The organism is Amycolatopsis sp. 195334CR (genome assembly GCF_017309385.1).
In the GTDB taxonomy this organism is placed as follows: Bacteria; Actinomycetota; Actinomycetes; order Mycobacteriales; family Pseudonocardiaceae; genus Amycolatopsis.
Window position 1 is genome coordinate 1,470,959 of sequence record NZ_JAFJMJ010000002.1, and the last position, 20,534, is coordinate 1,491,492.

Here is a 20,534-nt window from a genome sequence, read left to right on the forward strand (position 1 = left end):
GGTGCGCCTTCCCGCGCGCAGGACGAGGTCGACGGGGTGTCGGCTCCGTCGCCGGGGTTCTCTACGGTGCTCAGGTCGTGGTGAAGATGCCTGGGTGGTCGACGCGCCACGACGTGTTCCCCCCGTGCCGCCGCAGGTGGTCGAGGTAGCGGTTGAGCAGTTCGGGGGTGAACTCGGGTTCGCGGACGCCGGTCGGGTCGAGGTGGCGCCGTAGGTTGCTGGTGTCCCAGCGGTAGGTGTTCTGGTAGAGCTCGACGGTGGATTGGCCCTCGTGCATGTCGTCGGTGTACATGCTGCGTAGCGGGTACAGCGGGGCCGCGGGGTTCTGCTCCCACAGCGCCACCCACTGCCTGAATGGCAACGTGGTGAAGTCCAGCTCGCAATGGCGGGTGAGCAGGTCGAAGAATTCAGTGAGGGTCATGGCCCGCTCGGGTGAGGGAACGAGGTTGAAGCGCTGCCCCAGGGCCTGCGGGCGGCGTGACACGGCGGCGATGGCCTGGGCCATGTAGTCGACAGTGGTCAGGCCCTCGCGCAGTTCCCGTAGGTCGGGAATGGCGCGCAAGGCGGTACAGGTTCGCACCAGTCGTCCCCACCATTGGTAGTCCGCGCACAACCCGGTGCGGCTGTGGCAGGTGGCGTAACCCAGCCGGAAGGTCATCAGCGGCAGCCCGTGTTCGGCGGCGAGGTCAGCGATCTTCTCCATGACCCACTTGCTGCGCACGTAACCGATGTCGGTGCTGACGGCGGACAGATTCTGGTCGATGTCGTCGTCCTCGCACATCCAGGTTTTGCCGGTGAAAAGGTGGCCCCAGCTGAAGACGGAGATGGTGGACAACAGGATCAGGGGTTTTGTCCTGCCCGTGGCGGCGAACGCGATCACATTCCGCAGCCCGTCCACGTTGTCGCGTTTCATGAAGGAGTACGGCTGGATGAAATTGACGGAACTGGCGGAGTGGTAGACGACGTCGACCTGTTCGGCGAGCCGCCGATAGTCCGCGCCATCGATTCCCAGTTCCCGTTCCGGTAGGTCCGCGGGGTAGACCGAGATGCGGCCGAAGTCGAGTTCGAGCCGATGGTGCCGGGCGAGCCGGCGGAGCCGATCGGTCGCGAGCGCGGTGCCTGCACCGCGGACCGGTAGATGCAGCTGGGCCTGGGTGGTGGCGAGCAGTTCGTCCAGCAAGTGGATACCGACGAAGCCGGTGGCCCCGGTGAGCAGGATATGCCGTGGCCTGACGAGCGCGTCCGGCTCCGGCTCCCCGGAGACAGTGAACCCGGCCGGGAGGGTGATGTCACGCCGCAGCTCGCGCACCGGCTCGCCGTCGGTGCCGTGGCCGCGCCGGTCGGCGCGCCCGCCGAGCTCGGCGGCGAGCATCCGGATACTCGGGAACTCGTACACGTCGCGGATGTGGGTCTTCGCACCGACGCGCGCACCGACCTGCTGGACCGCCGAGGCCGCCAGCATCGAATCCCCGCCGACTTCGAGAAAGGCATCGTCGGGACCGAAGTGCCGGTGTCCCAGGATTTCCTCCCACACGGCGGCGATCGCCTGTTCGGCGTCGCTGAATCCATTCCGGTGCACGCTGGCGGGTTGTGTCGTGGCCGCGGTTTCACGCAGCGCGCCCCGGTCGATCTTACCGGTGGCGGTGGTCGGCAGCTCCGAAACGACTCGATAGACGGCGGGCACCATGAAGTCGGGCAGTTCACGCCGGAGAGCGGCGCGTAGGCCCGTGACGAACTCGTCCTCCCGCATCTTCGGGACGTCGGGTACGAGGAACGCGACCAGCCGCAAATCCGCGCTCGCCGTGCCGGCCGCGACGACCGCCGCCGAGCGCACTTCCGGGAGTTTCATCAATGCCGCTTCAACGTCCCCTGGCTCCACCCGGTAGCCGCGGATTTTGACCTGGTCATCACGACGACCGAGGAACTGCAGCGTGCCGTCGTCCAGCCAGCGGGCCAGGTCTCCGGTGCGGTACAGCCGCCGCCCGAGCCGGCCGCTGTGCACGAAACACCGCGCGGTGAGCTCGGGGCTGTTCAGATACCCTCTGGCCAGGCCATTGCCCGCCAGGCACAACTCACCGACCTCGCCCTTCGGCACCTCCTCCAGGGCGTCGTCGAGAACGAACGCCTCGGTGTCGGCGACCGGGTGCCCGATCGAGGACCGCGCATGCTCACGCCGCGGTGGCAGCACCCGGCAGGTCGCGAAGATCGTCGCCTCCGTCGGTCCGTAGTAGTCCACCACGGTGTAGGGCAGGTCCGCGGTCGCCACGGGATGAAGCTTCTCCCCGGCGCAGAACAGATAGCGCAACCACAAGGAGTCCGGCTGCGCGCTGCTCGCCAGCCACGGGACCAGCGCGGTCGGCGCATAGGCGTGGGTGAGACCCTGGTCGGCGTAGAAGTTCAGCAGCGCCTCAGGATCTGCGCGAACCTCGTCGTCGACGACGTGCATCGTCGCCCCGGAGGCGAGCGCGGACCAGATCTCCCACTGTGAGACGTCGAAACCCGCTCCCGCCATCAAGGTGCTGTGGCAGCCCGGTCCCATCGTGAACCGCGCGTTGTGCCAGTCGATCAACCGGGCGAGCGACTCGTGTTCGACGACAACGCCCTTCGGCTCGCCGGTGGACCCGGAGGTGAACACCACATAGACAGCATCACCGCCAGTTGTCGTGGCTGTCTCAACCGATGCTCCGTCACCCTGGATGACGGACTCCACGGCGCTGACCGCGTCACTGGCAGGAATATCGACGTCGTCGCTCGACTTGGCCGCCAGCACGACCTTGGGCCGGCACTGCTCGATCATGCTCGCACGGCGCCTGGCAGGGTATTGAGCATCGACAGGGGCATACGCGGCACCGCTTTTCGCGACGCCCACCGTCGCGATGACCAGTTCGGCGGACCGTTCCGCCAACACCGGCACCACATCGCCCGGTCCCACACCCCGGCGGGCCAGCCAGCTCGCGACCCGGTCACTGGACTTCGCGAGCTCACGGTAGCTCAGGGTCCGATGCCGATCGACGACCGCCGCTCTGTCCGGGGTCTGCACCTCGGAACGCCTCAAAAAATCAAGAACGAGATCGCCGTGCATCGAGCATCCTCCTCGAATGTCGTATTCATGGGAGATCTTCAGGAACCCCTTGGTAGGATTCCCGCATCCCGAACTCTTCTAACGCGGCCGATTCAGTGAAGGGTGGATCCAGCGCACCGGACAAGCCGAGCATTGCGATTTCGGCCTTTTGCAGTAGGACGTTGCAACACGGGTTCGGTTTCGACTCGATGTCCGCCGGGCTCGCCGGTGCGACCACGGAGTCTGCCGCGCCACCGGCTATCACTACCTCGTCGGGATGGATTATCGAGGTGTTCGCCGAACAGATGAAATCTTAGGCTGCCAAGAAACCCATGAGTTCACTGGAAAGATCGTGCATGCGATAATTGCAGTACCGTCGAAGGGGGCGCAGAAATTTTCAGCGGCAGATTTTCGCAGGCGGCCGCGGACGAGATCCCAGATCCAGTCGGGAATCCGCCCGGCGACCAGTGCGCCAGCTGACGTGGACCCTCCTCGACCAATGACTTCGGCTGCTCCAGGGCGGCGAAGTGGCCCCCTGTGGTAGCTCCTCGAACCAGCGCAGGTCGGTCAACCGCAGTTCGGCCTCCCGGCGAGACGGGCGGGTTATGTCGCGCGGGTAGACCGACAGCCCGGAGGGCGCGGTGACCTTGTCGCGGAAGTGGGCGAAGGTCTCCCAGCACAGGCGCGCCGATGATGTGGCTGTCGGGGTGAACAGTAGACCGAGATCTCGTCGAGGAGTGTCCGGCGCGACAATGCGCGCAAGGAGGTGAACGACCATGACGACCGCCCGCACCCGCTGCGCCGCACGCGGTGAACCCAGGCTGGTGGTCCGGGGCAAGTCGCCGCCGCCGTGCACCCTGGTTGCTGGCGATCGCGCACCAGCTAGGGCCCGTCCTCAAAGCTGGTTGCTCTGACGTGCTTTGATCTTGTGTCGTGGTGCGCAGGCATGAGCTGTCTGATGAGCAGTGGCAGGCGTTGCAGCCGTTGTTGCCGATCTCGGGCGCGAAGGGGCGTCCGCGGGTGGATGACCGGCGGGTGATCAACGGGATGTTGTTTACAGCGAAGACCGGTGTCTCGTGGCGTGATCTGCCGGAGCGGTACGGGCCGTGGAAGACGGTCTGCAACCGGTTCTGGCGCTGGTCGCGCAACGGCACCCTGACCATGCTGGTGTCCAAGGCGCGGGTGATCGCGGAGGCGATCGACGAGCTGGACCGGGAGGTTTCGGTGGACTCCAGCATCGTGCGCGCCCACCAGCACGCGGCCGGTGCCCGCCGCCGCACCGCAGCGCACACAGGGGGCGAGCGGGTCGCGTGGCGGGCAGACCGAACCAGATGATCATGCTATCGGCCGGTCCCGCGGCGGCCCCTCGACCAAGATTCATCTGGCCTGTGACGGGCACGGCCGCCCGCTCGCGACCGTCCTGACCGGCGGGAACACGAACGACTGCACCACGTTCGACACCGTGCTGGCGGGTGTGGTTCCCGCCGGCACGACACGGCCGGCTCGCGACGCGGCCGACACGGGTGCTCGCGGACAAGGGTTACTCCAGCAAGTCCATTCGCGCTCACCTGCGCCGCCGCGGCATCCGGGCCACCATCCCCGAACGCCGCGACCAGCGCGCCAACCGAGCCCGCCGCGGTCGAGCCGGAGGCCGCCCACCCGCCTTCGATCCGGTGATCTACAAGCGCCGCAACGTCGTCGAACGCTGCTTCAACCGGCTCAAACAGTTCCGCGCGACCGCCACCCGCTACGACAAAACCGCTGTGTCTTACCAAGCCGGTCTCGGAGAAGGACTGGAACCGGTGGATCCCGGCCAGCCACGATCGGTGGTCGCGCCCAGGTATACTCCTGTGGTCCGTGGATGCCGACACGCACCCAGGCCTGGTCGTCACCCACACGAAAATTCGGGTTAATCGTAATTGCCTACTTTGATGTCGTCGATGACGGCCTGCCAGAACGAATTGGAATCGGCGAGTGTTTCAGCGTCGATAGCGTGCAGCAAGGCATGTATCTGGTTGCCCGCGTTTACATCCGTACCATAGCGCTTCTCGGACAGAGGCCTACCCTGGTCAACGGCAGCGAGGCTTTCCGCAAAAGCGCGCACGGATGCGTTCAACGGATCGATCGCATCTGACCAGGGTGGCGACGTGTGCACGGTACCCCGGGTGCGATGCACAATGACGGGGATTTCGTCAATGTTCCACATGCCGACCACCGCGTAATCGGGGTCGCGATCCCATATGGTGATTTCTTCTGCGGCTCGAAAGGAAACCACGTCCGTGTCGGGTAGTCCGATATCGGTCAGTGTGGCCCTCGCCTCCGCATTGTCAATTACGGAGACTTGTTGATGAGTGTAAGAAGTCATTGTGGTCCAGGGCGTCCTCTGTTGAATAGTTCTGCGATTGCTTCTTTGGCGCTGTCCCGCGAGGATGCCTGCGCGTCCCTCGGTTGCCAAGGCCAGGAATACTGAATTTGTGCATCGTCGGGCAGTTTTTGCTCGACCAGGTCCGCGCACCGGTTGCCCGTCGGGCACGGAGACCACTCGACGTAGAGTTTAACGTCGCGCAACTCCGACTTGAGGTCGACTTGATCTGGCCTGACGCCCTGCCGTTGCGCGATCTCCTGGATCATGTTCTTCACGATATCGCCCTCGGCGTGCTTCGTTGCGTCGGAGCTCCCGGATACCTGATAACTATTCCCCTGACTGTCCTTGAAGGTTGCCGCTCCGTACATATTTCTATTATTATTGTCTCTGAGTCGAGCCGCCTGGGCAAGTTGACTCTCGGGTGTCGTGCCGTATCCTACTTGTTGGTAGTGGCCGGGCACGGGCCCATTGGCATCCCGGGGCTTTGCCGGATCGGGTTTCGGCACGTTCGGGTCCCGCTTTCGCGACGGCCGCTTGCGGCCGGCCCGCCGCCCGCTCGACCGGCCCTTCAGCGCTTCGTCTCCGACCTTTTTCTGGCCATCGGCGGCATCTTTGACCGGGGCCGGGCGGCCGGGGACGCCACCCGGTTTGTTCTCCGGCCCGTCAGGCGGCTTACCGGGACCGTCGCCACCTCGGCGCTGGTACAGAAGGATGTGCACGATCAGCGAAAAAAGCGCCAGCAGCTTCTTCACGGCCCCCGCCTACCCGAGCAGCTTCTGGAGATTGGTCAGGCTGGTGATCAGGCCCGTGGTGTAGACGAGGATGCGCCCGGCCCACTTGACCACCGCCGCGACGATCTGCGCGGCGACCACCGGGATGGTCACCACGAAGATCGCTTCCGCCGCCCAGACGATCACCCTGGCCACGAGGTCCGCGATCAGGTCCCGGACGATCTCGCGGGTCATCTCGACCAGGCCCCCGGCGCCCTCGGTGGCCGATGCCAGCGCCGCCGACACCGCCGCCAGGCCGCCGATGGCCGCCACGTTGTGGGACATCATCTGCTGGTAGGCGTCGGCGCCCTCGCCGTGCCAGTCGGGCAGATCGCTCTCCAGTACCGACTTCAGTTCGGCGGAGATGCCGGCCAGTTCGGTGGCCATGTTGTTCCACGTCGTCGCGTGCGAGGCGACCACATCCGGTTTGCCGGTCAGGTCGTCGAGCACTTGGCGCAGCGGTTCGAAGTACTCCATGGCCCAGCCCAGGCCGTTGGCCAGCAGCGCGCTGATGGGGTCCATCACGGTCGCCGCGACCTCGATCCCGAGTGCGGCGCCGGCCAGTGCGTCGTCGACCCAGCCCTCGGACTTGATGGCATCGGCCAAGCCCTCGATGCTGTCCGCGAGACCGGCTCCGGTCCACGCCTCGCGGGAGGACTCGACCGGGGCGATCAGTGACGGGTCAGTCATCGCCCACCCCCTCGCTGAGACTCCGGAGCAACTGCGAGTGTGATTCCTCCGCCCCGCCGTACTCGTCCGCGGTGAGGAGCAAGTCGGCCGAGGCCAGCGACAGGTTTTCTTCGACGAAGGCGATCAGTTCGTCCTGCCGGGTATGCCGGCCTTCCAGTACGGCGGAAATCCACCCGCACAGCAGCCCGTACGCCTCGTCGTCCTGCGCGATGTGCGCGCTGGCGGTCTTCACGGCCTCGAAGCGCGCCCGGATGGCCTCTAGTTTGCCCGCGTGAGCTCGAATCTGCTCGAGGTCGACACGGTACCCCTCGCTCATGCTCAGTCCCGTCGGAGGTAGGAGTGGCTGTCGTAGCCTTCGTCGTCATCGTCGCGAGGCGCGGCGTGTTTCCGGGTGGGACCCCGAACCGGAGTCGGCGGCGAGACCGGTGGTGGCGGTGCGGGCGGCGACAGGGACGGAGCCGGGGCCTCCCGCAGATGCTGTCCCACGCTCTCCGAAATCGCTTTACCCGCAGCTGATTCGGTACCCATCGTTTCCGCGATAATCACCTGGGACTGCGCGGCCATTCGTTTCTTCGCGTCAGCGAGCGTGGCCATGATCGTTCCGGCCACCACGGCCGGCGCTGCCCGTTGCGTCCGATCGCTCAGTCGCAAACCGACCAGCGCGCCGGTGGCGTCGACGGTGACTTCGACCAGCCCGTTCGGATCGTTCGCAGTCACGCGCGCGGCCTGCATCCGCTCGCTCATCGCCTGAGTATCGGCGGCTAGTCTGTCGAGCCTGCCCTTCCAAGCGGCCAATCGTTCACGGGCGCCTTCCGGGCCGAGAATGCTTTCGTCCATCGCCCCTCCCCAAGGGATGCACTCGCAGTCGCGCGCCTTTGCTGACGCACTGTACTCGGACGGATACACCCGTGGCCCAAGGTTCGATCCAGTGGAAGTGCGAATTCCACACTCTCTCTTGCCCACTGCTGACGGTAGTACTGACGCCGGTGAACGCGCGTTTGTCATTCACCGCACGCACTGCCCGACAGAGGCGAACGCATCACTCGACCTCCGCGACCGCGCGCGGGCGGTCGTCCTCGCCTACCGCGTCGGCCGCCGAACCAGCCTGACCGCACCTGGGGTCCCAGGGCCGCCTCCTGGAGGCGTTACAGCGGCGCTGGGTCGACGCCGTGACTAGCTTGCGCGCCACGCACTCCCAAGCACTTCACACGCACCTGGCGCTGCCTGCCGCCTGACCCGGCTTCGCCTGCACCTGTGGCCCGTCACCATCACGGTGGCGGGCCACGTCATGTCCTGAGGATCTCGGCGTTCCCGCCAGGCGAGCTGAACCAGCGCAGGCGGCCTGGAGCCTCGATGTTGGATGTTGGACGCGGCCGGGTCGAGGAGAGACCAAGATCGTCCGGGGGAATGAGAAAGGGCCGCCTACCTGCGTAGACGGCCCTTCTGCCGGTCGGGCTGACAGGATTTGAACCTGCGACCCCTTGATCTTGTTCGGGGCTGCGCGGACCTGTGGCTGATCGCCTGTTATCGGCTCTGACCTGCTGCTTAGCCTTCGATGATCACGGTCGTCTGTCGTGCTCTGCTGACCTCATGTTGCACGGATGTTGCATGGGGCGCCGTTGGCTCGATCGAGGAGTCCTCAGTTGCGCGCCACGATGTCGATCGGGAAGTCGTCGGGGTACGTCTCGAAGGTCTCTTCCTCGCTTTCGAACTTGACGACCACCTGGCTGCCACCATCCGGTGTTCCCGCGCGGTCGGCTTCGGCGACCAGCCGAGTCCGTCCGGTGACGCTGATCCACACGTCACCCAGCCGAAGATCGGCCCACCGGATGCTCTGCTTCTGCGGAAAATTCCCCAACTTCATCGTCTCGCGCATCCAGACCAGGTTCATCTCCGAGGTTGTTGCCGAGCCCAGGTGCACCCCGTGGTGCGAGAACAACGCGACACCCCGCGAGTCGTTCTCCATGAATGCGACCCGATGGGGGCCAATGAAGACATCTGTGCGGTCACCGTTCGTCACAACTAGCAGGTCAACCATGGTCACTCCTTCTTTTTCAGTGAGTCGACCACCCTTAGATCTTCGTTACGAAGGAACTTCAGCAAGTGTGGGGCCTTTCGGCATCCCGTCGACCTGGTGAAGCCCTACCGCGCCCCGTCAAGGGACCCCGCCTGCCAAACAGCCGGCCGAAATCGGGGCTGTCCCTTGACGGGGTGTGGTAGCCCTTGTGGAGGTCGACGGGATGCCGTTTGGCCACACACGGACCGGCAGCCGACGTGCATTCCCGGCCATCCCGGAGACCTGCCCGTCCGGCGAGGACATCTCTTGTTCGTTCCGCGGCTTCCGGGGCTTCGGCCTGCCTCGGCTCCGGCCGTCGCGCGGGGACCGGCGCCAGCCGCACGCCCCGCGCGAGCGCGGCCGGAGCAAGAAGGCATGAGGCCGTGCGGCCCCGGAGGGGCCGCCTTGAACAAGAAAAGAAACTCTGAACACACCGGCCATGGGGCAGCGCTGGCGACCGGAGTCAGGAAGTCGCGACCACGGCAGTGAGGGACTTGTCGTCGTGCTGCTTGGCTCGGGGGAGTGCCTTGGCGTCCGGGTCTGTATTGGACTCCCAGTCGTGGCAGCGTTCCAGGATTCCTTGTAGCGCCTCGGGACTGCTCTCGGCGAGTGATGGCCAATCGTCGTGTCCGAGGTGGCGCATCGGCTCGTAGGCACCATCGGTTGCGAGGACGAACCACGCTGGCCGGTTGGTTGTCCACATGCGAGTGATCGCGTGCTCCGCTGCCTCGGGGATGGCTTCGGCGATCCAGTAGCCGCCTTCCCGGTTACGCGCGGCCGCCTGCTGGTTCTGCAACTCGCGTAGTAGCTCGCGGTGCTTCTCGGTGTAGCCCTCGCCCGCTGCCAGCCGGTCGCGGTACTCGTGGCGCGGAGCTAAGTCGAGCTGGTCCATGCGGCTGTCGGTGATTAGCTCGTCGGGCGTTACGACCAGGTTGTCACCGAGGACCAGGAGATCGGTTCGCTCGGGGAGCACGCGGAGGATGGTGACGGTGCTCGATGGGGAGTGCCCGGGGCGCAGATCCAGCTCGGCGGTGGTGGCCTCGATGCCGGACTGCAAGACGCGGATGAGGTCCGCCTGCGGGTTGGCATCGAGCGACGTGCTGAGGTGGCTCCCGAGCTGCTGAGCGTAGACGGCGGCAGGCACGGGGACGGGCCGGAACGCGGACGCACCGTCGAGCATCACGACGTAGTTGGCGCCGGAAAAGGTTCGATCGTCGCTGTGGTCCGAACCGGCGAGGTGGGCTGAGGCGACCTGCACGGCGCTCACCAGACGAACGGCCCGGCGAGCAACTTGCTCCCGGTGATAGTCAGCCCGTCCGAGCTGGATTGGACGATGAGCGAGCACTGCTCGTCGCCGACCTGTCCGAACAGCTCACCGAGGTTGCGGCTCAGGTAGTCGACCGCGCCGAGTGAGCCGACGCTGTGGATTCCGGCGATGTGGACCACCACCCGCCCGTCGAGCACGTGCCGGCCGATGTAGGCGATGTCCGCCTTCTGGGGGGCGGCGTCATCGGTGGGGGAGCCGTACCTGTCGCCGGTGGTCTGGTGTTCCAGCCACCATCGGCCGTCCTCGTCGGTGGTGAAGCGGAGAGCGGGCTCGTGTTCGAGGAGGCTCACGGCGACCGGCGCGGACTTCGGCCCGCAGATCACCACAGCGTCGCCGGGGGAGAGGTCCGCGGTTTCCGGTCCGATCTGGCTGCGTGTGGCTGCCAGCGAGAGCGAGCCAAGTAGGGCCTCTATCTGCTGGCCAGCTTCGGAGTCCTCGGCTGCGATGAGCGGGCGCTCCCGGTCGGTCACCGCGAGCCGGTACGGGATACCGACGCTGACCGGTCCGACGCCGAAGAACGCGCGCTCGGGGCCGGGTGCGCTACTGCGGATCTGGGTGATCCGGCCCTTGGTGATGCCCAGGGCGGTCGCGATCTCGGTATAGCTCATGCCCTGCTCGCGGTGGGCTTCTTCGATCGCGGCCTTCCGCAACCGGGCAAGCTCGGTCGCTCGCTGCTGGTAGATCGTCAGCAACTCGGTGGCCCGTTTCCCCCGGCGCACGGGGTTGGGGTCCCGCCGCACGCTGTCGAAGTCGTCCACGCTCTCCATGCCCAGGGAGTTTAGACCCCCTTGACACGTCCGGGAAGCGGGCGTAGCTTGTGTGTAGACCCCCTAAACAACCACAAAGAACGACGGCTCGGGAGTTTAGAGGGGGTATACGAGCCGGGGAGCGAGGAACTGATGAAGGACATCGCGATCAACTTCGGCGGCTACCGGCTGATGGTGACCGAGGAGCCGACGATGAAGACGCGGGAGAACCGGCAGACCGGCGAGATCGAGACGGTGACGAACCGGGCCGGTGAGACGCAGTTCGTGGTGATGCTGTTCGCGAAGCCGCGGCCGGTCGAGGGGCGACGGACCGGTAAGGGTGAGGAGATCAAGGTGAACCTGTCGGCGGACCCGGGGGAGGGGTTCACCGAGGGCTCCTATGTGGAGCTGGTCAACCCGGTGCTGAACACCTACGAGATGCGTGACCAGGAGACGGGGCAGATCACCGGCTCGGGTCTGTGGTTCAAGGCCGATGGCCTCAAGCCTGCCGGGCGCGACGCGCTGAGCACCGCCGCGTAGCCCGGCTGATGACCGGTGGGTGTCCGGCCGCGGGAACCTCCCCCTCGTCCCGCTAACACCACCCTGGCCGCGCTGCCCTAGCCGGTAGGTCGCCCGTTTCGAGTCGGGCCAGCGCACTTCTTCGTTCATTGACAAATACAGAGTGGGCCGATTCATGCCAAAAATACGCGCTACATGGTGGCGCGCATTGATTCCCGGACGCATTTCTCCGGGGGTCTTTGGGTTTCACCATGACCGTGCTGACGTGCGATGAAGAGGTGATTTACATGCGTGACCGCGAATGGTGGGAAGACCTGAAGCAGACGGTTCCGTGCTTGGTGGGCGGGTTGTCGACGTACGACCCGAACGGTCCGGCCCGGGGTGTCTGATGGCCGACCACGTGTGTTCCGCGAATTTCTGGCTTTCTCCGACTCGTATCGCCACCTGCCGGGTGTGCGGTGCCCAATGGAAGGTGTGATCGATGGGTAATACGGCGGTCTGGAACCGCGCAACGTTCTACTTGCTCTGGCTCGTGCTGGCCGGAGCGCTGACGGCGGCTCAGCCGGGCTTCGGGGTCGCGGCGCTGATGCTGGGCCTGTTCCTGTGGGTGCGGGTCCGGTGAGCCGCCGCAAGTTCGCGACGGTCCGCCGCCTGGTGGGCCTGCTCGACCGGGAACGCACCGCGTGCCTGTCCGATCCGGACGCTTCGGTCGACCCGCAGTAGCGGGCGGGGTTCTGCGCGGGCCTGTCGGCGGCGCAAGCGGTGGTCAGGAAGGGGCTGTAGTGCAGGAGATCGACGACATCATCCGGGCCGTGCGGGTGAGCTACCGCCGGTTCGCCGACGGAAGCCCCGACCCGGAGACGCGAGTGGCGGTGGGCAACGCGGTCCGGTTCCTGATCGCGGACCTGACCTCCGCCTCGGAACTGGCGGAGAACCACAAGAAGGGAATCGCGGCATGACCACGGAACAGGCGCTGCGCAACATCGCCGACGCGATCAGCGACACCTACGGCGACTTCATCGAAACCAACCCGCCCGGCGCGCTCAACGAGTCCTTGACACGCGTGCTGGCCGTCACCGTCGGCGACCTTCACCGCTTGGTGTGGGTGCTGACCAACACCGAAAGGTACGAGTAATGCAGATCAACGCGGTCAATCAGCGGGCTCGCCGGTTGTACGGGGCGTTCATCTCCGCGATGGACATGGTGGGGGAGGCGTTCGACTCGCTGGACAAGCTGATCGAGAAGGTCGACGACAAGGCCGCCCCGGGCGGCTTCACCGTGGCCACCAAGGAAGAACTCCAGGGCATGCGGCAGCGCGCGTTCGACGAACTGGACCGGCTGCGCTCGCAGGCCAAGAAGTACGAGGCGGAGCTCGTCTCCCGCGATTGGAGGATCTGAGCATGTCGCATCAGGTGGACCGGGTGCTCGACGAGGTGGACACGGCGTTGCGGCAGTTGCGCCGCTCGATGCGCGGGATTCCCGTGCGCCGTGAGGGCCTCAAGGCGATGCACGACAAGATGGCGAAGTCCATGGGGCAGTTGACCGTCGCCCTCGACGACGCGCGCTCCACGATCAAGAACTAACTACCCCCTGCTGGCTGGATCGGCTCTGCGATCCGGTCAGCTAGTTCGGGTCGCGGGGCCGGTCTCGCCCGCAGTCCGGAAGGGACTCACGAGACCATGAACACCACGTCGAAGCGCCGGATGGGGCGCGAGATCAAGGCCGCAGCCTGGATGGTGCGGCACCCGGGGTTCCTGGCCGCTCCGGCCGGCACTTTCGGCGCCGGAGTCGAGCTGGGCTGGGCCGCCACCGGCGGCATCGTCGGCGGGACCACTGCCGCCCTGGGCGCCTGGTATCGGGCGCACCCGGACTCGTTCGACCGGCTGGCCGCTCCGCGGCTTCGTGCGGTGCGCCGCCGCTGGACTGCCTACCTCGGTCCGCGCTGGAAGGCCACGCTGCGGGCGTGCGACCTGTACACGGTGCACCGCAAGACCGGTGAGGAGCACTTCCCGCGCATCACGAAGGTGCGCGCCTACTCGCCGACCGTGGACGTGCTGCACCTGGCGCTGCCCAAGGGCCAGCACGTGCGCCAGTTCGAGGCCAACGCGGAAATGCTGGCCGACGCGCTGCGCGCCTACCGGGTCGGGGTCGAGCGGGTCAAGCCCGGTGTCGTCGGCCTGGTGATCCAGCGGGCGGAGGCGTTCACCGAGGTGATCGACGCGCCGGAGATGCCCTGGGACTCCGACGCGGTCGACCTGGCCGACCTCTACGTCGGCGAGGACGAGTACGGCAACGAGTGGCGACAGGGCATCCTCGGCCGTCACGTGTTCGGGGCCGGTGCCACAGGGTCGGGGAAGAACTCGATCCCGATGTCCATGTTGCGGGCGATGGCGCCGATGCTGCGGGATGGGCTGGTGCGGCTGTGGCTGTGCGACCCGAAGCAGATGGAGTTCGCCAAGCTCGCTCCGATCGCGCACCGCTACGCCGCCGACAACGAGGCGTGCGGGGACCTGGTGGGCGACTACGTGGAGGCGATGCAGGAGCGGCAGCGCGAGTTCGCCGCTGAGGGCCGACGGAAGATCACCGTGTCGCGGGAGACCCCGCTGGATCTGCTGGTGCTCGACGAGATCGGCGCTCTGCTCGCCTACGGCGACCCGTCCACGGCTCGGGAGTTGCGGCGTCAGCTGGCGTTGGTCGGGTCGCAGGGCCGCGCTACCGGTAATTCGATGCTGGCGCTGGTGCAGGAGCCGACGAAGGACACGGTGCCGATCCGTGACCTGTTCACGGACCGGTTCTGCCTGCGGGTTACCGCGGCTTCCCATGTGGACATGGCGCTCGGGGACAACGCCCGGCTGCGGGGCGCGGTGGCCGACGAGATCCCGAACGACCCGGCCACGGCCGGTATCGGCTACGTCATCCGCCAGCGTTCCCGGGTGCCGATGCAGGTCCGCGCTTCCTACGTCGCCGATCACGAGATCGACGAACTCGTGGCCTTCGTCCAGAACGGGCGCTCGGCGGACCTGCGGGTGGTGGCGTGATGTCTCTGCGAGAGGACACCCACGCCCGGCTCGTGCGACTGTTGCGGGACAAGGCGGTCGACACCTGCTCGATGTGGTGCGACCTGGTGCGTCAGGACGTTGAACACCGCCTCGGGCACACCGGTGAGATCGGGCCGATCGAGGACCCGGAGTACGCGGCCACCCTGGACGCCTTCAGCGCGGTTAACGAGGCGCTGGACGTGGTGCGGAGGGTGGGTCCCTGATGCCCTTCCGCGCTGATTGCTACGCCGAACTCGCGCGCACCATCGACAAGGCGTTCACCGACGTCAACGAGTGGTGCCGGGCGGTCGAGGCTGAGGTGCAGGTCCGCCTCGGCCCTGAGGCCGCCGAAGACGCGATCTTGGAAGACCCGGAGCACATCGCCGTTCGCGACGCCTGTCGGGCGCTGTGGGACCTGGCCAACGCCGTGCACCGCGTCGGCCGCTGACCCGCCTGCTCGCTCCACCCTCTTTCGACCTCACTGGAGGCATTTCTCATGTGGCGCATCGGATTTCTCGCGTGGCGGGCCTGGGTCTACGTCAAGTTCGGCGTTCCCGCCGTCGCCCTGCTCGCCCTGATCTACCACGCGCAAGGCCCCTCGCTGCTGTTCGGCATCACCGCGTTGCTCGTCACCGGTGGCCTGTTCGGCGTGCGGTTCGTCCTGCGCGACCTCGCTGCGAAAGAAGACCTCGACCGAGACAGGACACCACGATGACCGATCAACTCGACCTGTTCGGCACCCCGCCGACACCCACCGGCCGCCCGGCACCCGGACGGCAGTGCCCGCCGGTCCGCCAGCGCGGACAGCGCTCAACCGCGGGCAACCCGGCCGTCACGGTCGACGTGCTCGCCGAAGTCCACGAAGGACGGTACGGGCTGCTCGACGACACCGACCGCGTGGTCGTCTTCGAAGACTCCGACCGCGTGCGCATGGCCCTCGACGAGGACGCCGTGCACCAGCTCCTCGCACAGGGCTACGCCCAACGGCGACCGCTGTACGACACGGTCTCCTGCTACCACGGCGTCGTCCGGCGGCCGGTACTCGGACTGCGGCTGACCAAACGCGGCCGCTCACTGCTGGCCCGCTGGTCCGCCCTTCGCCCCCTCGACTAGTCCCGAAAGGACACAGCCGTGATCAAACTGACCGACGAGGAACGCTGGGAAGCGCACACGGTGCTCGACATGTGCCGCGACGGCTACCTCTACGCCACCGCCGACGGCTACGCCGTGGTCGACACCGGATGCGCCGAAGCCGACCCGAGCTGCAAGCAGATCGCCGACCGGCTGGTCGACGCCAACCTGATGACCCGGGGCCGCGCCGAGGTCGTCCAGCTCGACGACGACAACCGCACCACCGCTCAGCTCGACATCACCGACGCCGGGAAGCGGCTGCTTGACCAGCTCACCACCGCGCTCGGGCTGTAGAAAGGACTCTGCTCGTGCTCACCGTTGCCGACCTGAGCGCGGACGAGCGCTGGGAAGCGCACACCACGCTCGACATGTGCCGCGCCGGAATGCTGTGCACCACCGAAACCGGCTACGCCGCGATCGACCTGCTGTCCCTGCCGTTCACCGCCTACCGCGAACTCACCGACCGGCTCGTCGACCACCACCTCATCGCCGTCGGGCAGCCGTGCCGCGTCCCGCTCGACGACGGGTCGCACACCACCGCGGAGCTGTACATCACCGACGCCGGGGAACGGCTCCTCGGCAAGCTCACCGCCGCGCTCGGGCTGTGACGCCGGACGATCCAGAAAGGACACCGCTCGTGCTCAAAACCTCCGACCTGAACGACGACGAAGCCTGGGAAGCGAAGTTCGTGCTGGACATGTGCCGTGAGGGCTGCGCCTACAGCACCGCCACGGGATACGCCTGGGTCGACGTCGGGCACGCCGACGCCGAACCGAACTGCAAGGAGATCACCGACCGGCTCATGGACGCCAACCTGATGGTCACGGGTCGTTCAGAGGCGGTCCGTCTCGACGACGGCACCTACACCACCGCTCAGCTCGACCTCACCGACGCCGGAAAGAAGTTCCGCAACCAGCTCCACACCGAGTTCGGCGGCTAACCCCGCAACTGCCTCGAAGGGAGGTGACCTCTCGTGTTCGGCAAGTCCAAGAAGGACCCGCAGGCGCCGAAGACCTCGCGCCGGGTGCGGGTGCTCGCCGCGCAGCTCGACGAAGCACGCGACGTGCACCGGCTGGCCGCGAACCCGCTCCTCGGGGCGGTCAACGCCGACCGGTTCCGCGTCTCGATCACCCGCACCATGTGGTTCTTCCTCGCCGTGGGGCTCGGCTTCACCACCACCGGCGTGCACGACTTCCTCGCCGGGCACCTCACCGCGGCTGACCCGATGTGGTGGGGCGGCTGGCTCGCTGAACCCGCGCTCGCCGGGATCCTGATCACCCTGCTCCGCTGGGAAGCGGCGATGCTGGTGCACGGCCTCGACGTCGACCACCGGCCGGTGAAGTGGCTCAAACGGGTGCTGCTGGCCTCGACGCTGATCGCGAACGTCTGGGCCGCACTCGCCCCGTCGGACGGGCGCATCTCCAAGGGCAACGTCTTCTTCCACCTCGTCATCCCGACCGTGGTGTTCCTGCTCGCCGAAGTCATGCCGATCATCCAGGCCGAGTGCACCAAGGTCCGCGAGCAAGCCGCGGCTGAGGTGCCCCACGGCACGGAGGGGCCGAGGCCGGCGGCGGCACCGACCGCCCCGACCGGCACGCACCAGCCTGGTCCGCCGCTGCCGTCCTTGGCACCGGACCCAGCCCCGGCCTCCCGGGTCAAACTCCCGCCGGAGATGACCGGCCGCATCACCGCCGCGCTCGACGCGGCACGCGCTGAGGGACGCACGCCGACCACCGCCGACATCCGCGCCGTGGTCAAGATCCCCGAACCCGTGGCCGCGCAGGTCCTCGCCGACCACGCCCCACGCAACGGGCACACCCTCACGCACTGAACCCGCACCACCAGGGCGGGGCACGGCCAACACCGGTCGCGCCCCGCCCTTCTGCACGAAAGGGCCTCCTGTGCTCACCCTGGAATCCCGCATCGCCGAACGCGTCACCCGCGCCGACTACGACCAGTGGCGCACCGCCGTGCACGCGGTCAACGGCTGCGCCAAACCCATCCGGCTCGCCGGAGCCTCCCAGATCCAAGACGCGCTCACCGGCAAGGTGCTGCACCACCACGGCGGAGACATCTTCGTCCCCTGCGGCAACCGCCGCGCCACGGTCTGCCAGAACTGCTCGGACCGCTACGCCGCTGACGCCTTCCACCTCATCCGCGCCGGAATGTCCGGTGGCAGCAAGGGGATCCCGGAGGACGTCGCGGATAAGACGCGCGCGTTCGTCACCCTGACCGCCCCGTCGTTCGGGCCGGTCCACGGGCGCCGCACCACGGCCAGCGGGAAGCGCATCCCGTGCGGCTGCGGGGAACACCACCACGAAGCCGACACCCGTCTCGGGTCGCCGCTGGACCCGGAGAGTTACGACTACACCGGCGCGGTGCTCTGGCAGGCCAACACCGGCGCGCTCTGGCAGCGCTTCACCACCCGCCTGCGCCGCACGCTCGCCCGCATGGTCGGGCTGACCGTGCGGGCGTTCCGGTTCCGCGCCCGGCTCTCCTACGCGAAGGTCGCCGAGTACCAGCGGCGCGGGCTCGTGCACTACCACGCGGTGTTCCGCCTCGACGGCCCCGACGGACCGGCCGACCCCGCGCCCGCCTGGGCGACACCGGACCTGCTGCGAGACGCCGTGCACGTCGCCGCTGGGGCGGTGGAATACGTCATCGCCCGCCCGGACGGCTCGCCGCTGCGGCTGGTGTGGGGCGAACAGGTCGACGTCCGCGACATCCGCCCCGCCTCGGCGGCTGAGTTCGAGGATGGCGGCGAGATCAGCGAGCAGGCGCTCGCCGGGTACATCGCCAAGTACGCCACCAAGGGCACCGGCAAGAGCGAGGCCGCCGACCGGCCGATCCGCTCCGAACGGGATATCGCTTTGCTCAAGGTCAGCGCGCACCACCGGCGCATGATCGAGACCTGCTGGGACCTCGGCGACCTGGAGCGGTACGACAAGCTCAACCTGCACCGCTGGGCGCACATGCTCGGGTTCCGCGGCCACTTCCTGACCAAGTCGCAGCTCTACTCCACGACTTTCCGCGTCATCCGGGGCGACCGCCGCGATTACCGGCGCGCCGAAACCCTCGACCGCCTCGGCCTCGACCCCGCCGGGGTCACCGTGGTCAACAACTGGTGGTTCGAAGGCTCCGGCTACCTCACCGACGCAGAGACCGAACTCGCGGCCGGGATCGCTGAGCGCATCCGCGCCGACCGAAAAGCCCGATACAGCAAGGAGAACCGCTCATGAGCGAGCCACTGTGGACGATCAAAGACGTGTCCGACTACCTTCAGATTCCGGTAAACACGCTGTACCAGTGGCGTACCCGCCGCGTCGGCCCTGCCGGTCTCCGGCTGGGAAAGCACATCCGGTACCGGCCCGAGGACGTGAGCGCCTGGGTGGCTGAGCAGGGTGGAGCCTGATGGCTCGCGTCTGGATCTACGACCGGCTGAACACGGTCGACTACCAGGAAGCGGCTCGCCGGGCGAAGCGCAAGGGCAGGAAGCCGCCCGCTCGCTGGCGGGTGATGTACTACGACAGGGCGGGCAAGCTGCGCTCGGAGGTGTCGCCGACCAGCACGGCGGCGAAGGACCGGCGAACCGAGCTGGAAGCGTCGCTCAAATCAGGGACCTACATCGATCCGGTGGACGCCAATGTCTCGCTGGGGGAGATGGCCGAGAAGTGGCTTGAGTCCCGGCACGATCTGAAGCCGTCGACCTGGTGGAAGTACCGAGGGCTGCTCGACAACCACGTACTGCCGCGCTGGGGTGAGCTGCCGTTGCCCGCGATCCAGCGGGAGGACATCGCGGTGTGGGTGGCGAAGCTCCTCAAGTCCAAAGACGACGGTGGGAGCGGGCTCGGGCCGTCGCAGGCGCGCCACGCTTACCGCGTCCTGGCGATGGTGCTCGACTGGTGCGTCCCGGCTCGCCTGGCCGTGAATCCGGCACGCGGGGTGAAGTTGCCCGTGCAGCCCGAGGCCGAGCATGTGTACCTGAGCTACCAGCAGGTCGAGCTACTGGCCGACGCGGCGGGAAGCCTGCGGACGAAGTACGACCGGCCGACTGCCTGTGCCGCGATCAACCGGGCGCTGATCCTGCTCCTGGCCTACACGGGGCTGCGGTGGGGTGAGGCTGCCGCCCTGCGGGTCGGCAAGGTGGACCTGGACAAGCGGCGCATCCGCGTCTCGGTCACCTTCTACGAGGTCAACGGAGTTCAGCACGAAGGGCTACCGAAGAACGGCAAGCGGCGCACGGTGTCGATTCCGGCGTTCCTGGTGCCCGTGCTGCTGCCGCTGATCGAAGATCGCGATCCGAACGAGCTGGTGTTCACCACGGCGCGCGGTCAGTCGCTGCGGGCGAACAACTGGCGCGTGCGGGAGTTCAACGCGGCTGTGGAGGCTGCCGAGCTGGATCTAGCGGGGCTGACTCCGCACAAGCTCCGGCACACCGCGGCTTCGTTGGCCATCGCGGCCGGGGCGGACGTGAAGGTCCTTCAGCTCATGCTCGGGCACGCCGACGCGGCGATGACGCTGAACATCTACGGGCACCTGTTCCCGGATCGCCTCGACGAGGTGGCCGACGTGCTGGATACGCAACGCTCCTTGGCGCTGGCCGCGTGATCACCGCCCCGGGGCGTATTGCACAAATGTTGCATGCTCCGGGGCGGAGGCGTGTCCAAGATCGTCCGAAGACATGAGAAAGGGCCGCCTACCTGCGTAGACGGCCCTTTCGCCGGTCGGGCTGACAGGATTTGAACCTGCGACCCCTTGACCCCCAGTCAAGTGCGCTACCAAACTGCGCCACAGCCCGGCTGTCGACCTCCCGCCTGGGAGGTGATGTGGA

Annotated in this window: 28 protein-coding genes, 1 tRNA gene and 2 pseudogenes; 20 read left to right on the forward strand and 11 right to left on the reverse strand. The window is 67.2% G+C overall.

All coding sequences use genetic code 11. The features are described from left to right. Positions 1-70 precede the first annotated feature (70 nt). Positions 71-3,082, reverse strand: coding sequence for an amino acid adenylation domain-containing protein (locus tag JYK18_RS29880; protein ID WP_206806773.1), 3,012 nt, complete (start codon positions 3,080-3,082; stop codon positions 71-73). A gap of 467 nt (positions 3,083-3,549) precedes the next feature. Further along, positions 3,550-3,817: pseudogene (locus tag JYK18_RS47015) on the reverse strand (epoxide hydrolase); the annotation flags it as partial. Between the two features lie 177 nt (positions 3,818-3,994). Here JYK18_RS47015 and JYK18_RS29885 point away from each other — a divergent pair. Continuing rightward, positions 3,995-4,839, forward strand: a pseudogene (locus JYK18_RS29885) (IS5 family transposase); the annotation flags it as partial. Between the two features lie 131 nt (positions 4,840-4,970). Here the strand turns inward: JYK18_RS29885 and JYK18_RS29890 are convergent. The 8 genes from JYK18_RS29890 to JYK18_RS29925 form a co-directional block, all read right to left on the reverse strand. Beyond that, positions 4,971-5,426, reverse strand: a complete 456-nt coding sequence (locus tag JYK18_RS29890; RefSeq protein WP_206806774.1) for an SUKH-4 family immunity protein — start codon at positions 5,424-5,426, stop codon at positions 4,971-4,973. Next, positions 5,423-6,178, reverse strand: a complete 756-nt coding sequence (locus tag JYK18_RS29895) for a nucleic acid/nucleotide deaminase domain-containing protein (protein WP_206806775.1) — start codon at positions 6,176-6,178, stop codon at positions 5,423-5,425. Before JYK18_RS29895 ends, JYK18_RS29890 begins: the two co-directional genes overlap by 4 nt. Before the next feature lie 9 nt (positions 6,179-6,187). Beyond that, complete coding sequence (locus JYK18_RS29900; RefSeq protein WP_206806776.1) at positions 6,188-6,886, reverse strand: WXG100 family type VII secretion target; 699 nt, start codon at positions 6,884-6,886, stop codon at positions 6,188-6,190. Beyond that, positions 6,879-7,202, reverse strand: coding sequence for a hypothetical protein (locus JYK18_RS29905; RefSeq protein WP_206806777.1), 324 nt, complete (start codon positions 7,200-7,202; stop codon positions 6,879-6,881). The genes JYK18_RS29900 and JYK18_RS29905 overlap by 8 nt, the downstream gene beginning before the upstream one ends. A 2-nt stretch (positions 7,203-7,204) precedes the next feature. Next, a complete protein-coding gene (locus JYK18_RS29910) occupies positions 7,205-7,723 on the reverse strand; it encodes a YbaB/EbfC family nucleoid-associated protein (RefSeq protein ID WP_206806778.1) in 519 nt (172 codons plus the stop codon). Between the two features lie 802 nt (positions 7,724-8,525). Next, positions 8,526-8,924 carry a hypothetical protein gene (locus JYK18_RS29915; protein ID WP_206806779.1) on the reverse strand — a complete coding sequence of 133 codons (399 nt, stop codon included), beginning with the start codon at positions 8,922-8,924 and terminating at the stop codon, positions 8,526-8,528. A gap of 481 nt (positions 8,925-9,405) precedes the next feature. Continuing rightward, entirely contained in the window at positions 9,406-10,209 is an 804-nt protein-coding gene (locus tag JYK18_RS29920) for a protein phosphatase 2C domain-containing protein (RefSeq protein WP_206806780.1), read from the reverse strand. Then, positions 10,206-11,036 (reverse strand): hypothetical protein, encoded by an 831-nt coding sequence (locus tag JYK18_RS29925; protein ID WP_206806781.1) that lies wholly within the window; start codon positions 11,034-11,036, stop codon positions 10,206-10,208. The genes JYK18_RS29920 and JYK18_RS29925 overlap by 4 nt, the downstream gene beginning before the upstream one ends. A gap of 132 nt (positions 11,037-11,168) precedes the next feature. Between JYK18_RS29925 and JYK18_RS29930 the strand changes: the two genes are divergently transcribed. From JYK18_RS29930 to JYK18_RS30020, 19 genes are all read left to right on the forward strand, one after another. Then, positions 11,169-11,555, forward strand: a complete 387-nt coding sequence (locus tag JYK18_RS29930) for a hypothetical protein (RefSeq protein WP_206806782.1) — start codon at positions 11,169-11,171, stop codon at positions 11,553-11,555. Positions 11,556-11,785: 230 nt separating this feature from the next. Next, positions 11,786-11,923, forward strand: a complete 138-nt coding sequence (locus JYK18_RS29935) for a hypothetical protein (protein ID WP_206806783.1) — start codon at positions 11,786-11,788, stop codon at positions 11,921-11,923. A gap of 92 nt (positions 11,924-12,015) precedes the next feature. Further along, complete coding sequence (locus JYK18_RS29940; protein WP_206806784.1) at positions 12,016-12,156, forward strand: hypothetical protein; 141 nt, start codon at positions 12,016-12,018, stop codon at positions 12,154-12,156. Between the two features lie 160 nt (positions 12,157-12,316). Beyond that, positions 12,317-12,493: a hypothetical protein gene (locus tag JYK18_RS29945; RefSeq protein WP_206806785.1), complete on the forward strand. Its 177-nt coding sequence runs from the start codon at positions 12,317-12,319 to the stop codon at positions 12,491-12,493. Beyond that, entirely contained in the window at positions 12,490-12,669 is a 180-nt protein-coding gene (locus JYK18_RS29950; protein ID WP_206806786.1) for a hypothetical protein, read from the forward strand. The genes JYK18_RS29945 and JYK18_RS29950 overlap by 4 nt, the downstream gene beginning before the upstream one ends. Beyond that, positions 12,669-12,932 (forward strand): hypothetical protein, encoded by a 264-nt coding sequence (locus tag JYK18_RS29955; RefSeq protein WP_206806787.1) that lies wholly within the window; start codon positions 12,669-12,671, stop codon positions 12,930-12,932. The genes JYK18_RS29950 and JYK18_RS29955 overlap by 1 nt, the downstream gene beginning before the upstream one ends. 2 nt (positions 12,933-12,934) lie before the next feature. Further along, complete coding sequence (locus JYK18_RS29960) at positions 12,935-13,117, forward strand: hypothetical protein (RefSeq protein ID WP_206806788.1); 183 nt, start codon at positions 12,935-12,937, stop codon at positions 13,115-13,117. Positions 13,118-13,213: 96 nt separating this feature from the next. Then, entirely contained in the window at positions 13,214-14,572 is a 1,359-nt protein-coding gene (locus JYK18_RS29965; RefSeq protein ID WP_206806789.1) for an FtsK/SpoIIIE domain-containing protein, read from the forward strand. After that, positions 14,572-14,796, forward strand: a complete 225-nt coding sequence (locus JYK18_RS29970; protein WP_206806790.1) for a hypothetical protein — start codon at positions 14,572-14,574, stop codon at positions 14,794-14,796. The genes JYK18_RS29965 and JYK18_RS29970 overlap by 1 nt, the downstream gene beginning before the upstream one ends. Next, positions 14,796-15,020, forward strand: a complete 225-nt coding sequence (locus JYK18_RS29975) for a hypothetical protein (RefSeq protein WP_206806791.1) — start codon at positions 14,796-14,798, stop codon at positions 15,018-15,020. The genes JYK18_RS29970 and JYK18_RS29975 overlap by 1 nt, the downstream gene beginning before the upstream one ends. Before the next feature lie 48 nt (positions 15,021-15,068). After that, the gene (locus tag JYK18_RS29980; RefSeq protein WP_206806792.1) at positions 15,069-15,287 is read left to right on the forward strand and encodes a hypothetical protein; all 219 of its coding nucleotides are present in this window, start codon (positions 15,069-15,071) and stop codon (positions 15,285-15,287) included. Continuing rightward, positions 15,284-15,685: a hypothetical protein gene (locus JYK18_RS29985; RefSeq protein WP_206806793.1), complete on the forward strand. Its 402-nt coding sequence runs from the start codon at positions 15,284-15,286 to the stop codon at positions 15,683-15,685. The genes JYK18_RS29980 and JYK18_RS29985 overlap by 4 nt, the downstream gene beginning before the upstream one ends. An 18-nt stretch (positions 15,686-15,703) precedes the next feature. Beyond that, entirely contained in the window at positions 15,704-15,997 is a 294-nt protein-coding gene (locus JYK18_RS29990) for a hypothetical protein (RefSeq protein ID WP_206806794.1), read from the forward strand. A 14-nt stretch (positions 15,998-16,011) separates the two neighbouring features. Next, positions 16,012-16,311 (forward strand): hypothetical protein, encoded by a 300-nt coding sequence (locus tag JYK18_RS29995; RefSeq protein WP_206806795.1) that lies wholly within the window; start codon positions 16,012-16,014, stop codon positions 16,309-16,311. 29 nt (positions 16,312-16,340) lie between these two features. Next, positions 16,341-16,643: a hypothetical protein gene (locus tag JYK18_RS30000; RefSeq protein WP_206806796.1), complete on the forward strand. Its 303-nt coding sequence runs from the start codon at positions 16,341-16,343 to the stop codon at positions 16,641-16,643. Between the two features lie 33 nt (positions 16,644-16,676). Beyond that, positions 16,677-17,534 (forward strand): hypothetical protein, encoded by an 858-nt coding sequence (locus tag JYK18_RS30005; RefSeq protein WP_206806797.1) that lies wholly within the window; start codon positions 16,677-16,679, stop codon positions 17,532-17,534. A 70-nt stretch (positions 17,535-17,604) separates the two neighbouring features. Further along, the gene (locus tag JYK18_RS30010; RefSeq protein ID WP_206806798.1) at positions 17,605-18,942 is read left to right on the forward strand and encodes a replication initiator; all 1,338 of its coding nucleotides are present in this window, start codon (positions 17,605-17,607) and stop codon (positions 18,940-18,942) included. Next, positions 18,939-19,115: a helix-turn-helix domain-containing protein gene (locus JYK18_RS30015; protein ID WP_206806799.1), complete on the forward strand. Its 177-nt coding sequence runs from the start codon at positions 18,939-18,941 to the stop codon at positions 19,113-19,115. Before JYK18_RS30010 ends, JYK18_RS30015 begins: the two co-directional genes overlap by 4 nt. Continuing rightward, positions 19,115-20,311 (forward strand): site-specific integrase, encoded by a 1,197-nt coding sequence (locus JYK18_RS30020; RefSeq protein ID WP_206806800.1) that lies wholly within the window; start codon positions 19,115-19,117, stop codon positions 20,309-20,311. The genes JYK18_RS30015 and JYK18_RS30020 overlap by 1 nt, the downstream gene beginning before the upstream one ends. Positions 20,312-20,427: 116 nt before the next feature. Here the strand turns inward: JYK18_RS30020 and JYK18_RS30025 are convergent. Beyond that, positions 20,428-20,501, reverse strand: a tRNA-Pro gene (locus JYK18_RS30025). Between the last annotated feature and the right edge of the window lie 33 nt (positions 20,502-20,534).

Excerpts from the sequence above, each read along its gene's own strand:
- JYK18_RS29880 (WP_206806773.1), bottom strand. The coding sequence starts at position 3,082 with ATGCACGGCGATCTCGTTCTTGATTTTTTGAGGCGTTCCGAGGTGCAG.
- JYK18_RS29890 (WP_206806774.1), bottom strand. The coding sequence starts at position 5,426 with ATGACTTCTTACACTCATCAACAAGTCTCCGTAATTGACAATGCGGAG.
- JYK18_RS29900 (WP_206806776.1), bottom strand. The coding sequence starts at position 6,886 with ATGACTGACCCGTCACTGATCGCCCCGGTCGAGTCCTCCCGCGAGGCG.
- JYK18_RS29905 (WP_206806777.1), bottom strand. The coding sequence starts at position 7,202 with ATGAGCGAGGGGTACCGTGTCGACCTCGAGCAGATTCGAGCTCACGCG.
- JYK18_RS29910 (WP_206806778.1), bottom strand. The coding sequence starts at position 7,723 with ATGGACGAAAGCATTCTCGGCCCGGAAGGCGCCCGTGAACGATTGGCC.
- JYK18_RS29915 (WP_206806779.1), bottom strand. The coding sequence starts at position 8,924 with ATGGTTGACCTGCTAGTTGTGACGAACGGTGACCGCACAGATGTCTTC.
- JYK18_RS29925 (WP_206806781.1), bottom strand. The coding sequence starts at position 11,036 with ATGGAGAGCGTGGACGACTTCGACAGCGTGCGGCGGGACCCCAACCCC.
- JYK18_RS29930 (WP_206806782.1), top strand. The coding sequence starts at position 11,169 with ATGAAGGACATCGCGATCAACTTCGGCGGCTACCGGCTGATGGTGACC.
- JYK18_RS29935 (WP_206806783.1), top strand. The coding sequence starts at position 11,786 with ATGACCGTGCTGACGTGCGATGAAGAGGTGATTTACATGCGTGACCGC.
- JYK18_RS29940 (WP_206806784.1), top strand. The coding sequence starts at position 12,016 with ATGGGTAATACGGCGGTCTGGAACCGCGCAACGTTCTACTTGCTCTGG.
- JYK18_RS29950 (WP_206806786.1), top strand. The coding sequence starts at position 12,490 with ATGACCACGGAACAGGCGCTGCGCAACATCGCCGACGCGATCAGCGAC.
- JYK18_RS29955 (WP_206806787.1), top strand. The coding sequence starts at position 12,669 with ATGCAGATCAACGCGGTCAATCAGCGGGCTCGCCGGTTGTACGGGGCG.
- JYK18_RS29960 (WP_206806788.1), top strand. The coding sequence starts at position 12,935 with ATGTCGCATCAGGTGGACCGGGTGCTCGACGAGGTGGACACGGCGTTG.
- JYK18_RS29965 (WP_206806789.1), top strand. The coding sequence starts at position 13,214 with ATGAACACCACGTCGAAGCGCCGGATGGGGCGCGAGATCAAGGCCGCA.
- JYK18_RS29970 (WP_206806790.1), top strand. The coding sequence starts at position 14,572 with ATGTCTCTGCGAGAGGACACCCACGCCCGGCTCGTGCGACTGTTGCGG.
- JYK18_RS29975 (WP_206806791.1), top strand. The coding sequence starts at position 14,796 with ATGCCCTTCCGCGCTGATTGCTACGCCGAACTCGCGCGCACCATCGAC.
- JYK18_RS29980 (WP_206806792.1), top strand. The coding sequence starts at position 15,069 with ATGTGGCGCATCGGATTTCTCGCGTGGCGGGCCTGGGTCTACGTCAAG.
- JYK18_RS29985 (WP_206806793.1), top strand. The coding sequence starts at position 15,284 with ATGACCGATCAACTCGACCTGTTCGGCACCCCGCCGACACCCACCGGC.
- JYK18_RS30015 (WP_206806799.1), top strand. The coding sequence starts at position 18,939 with ATGAGCGAGCCACTGTGGACGATCAAAGACGTGTCCGACTACCTTCAG.
- JYK18_RS30020 (WP_206806800.1), top strand. The coding sequence starts at position 19,115 with ATGGCTCGCGTCTGGATCTACGACCGGCTGAACACGGTCGACTACCAG.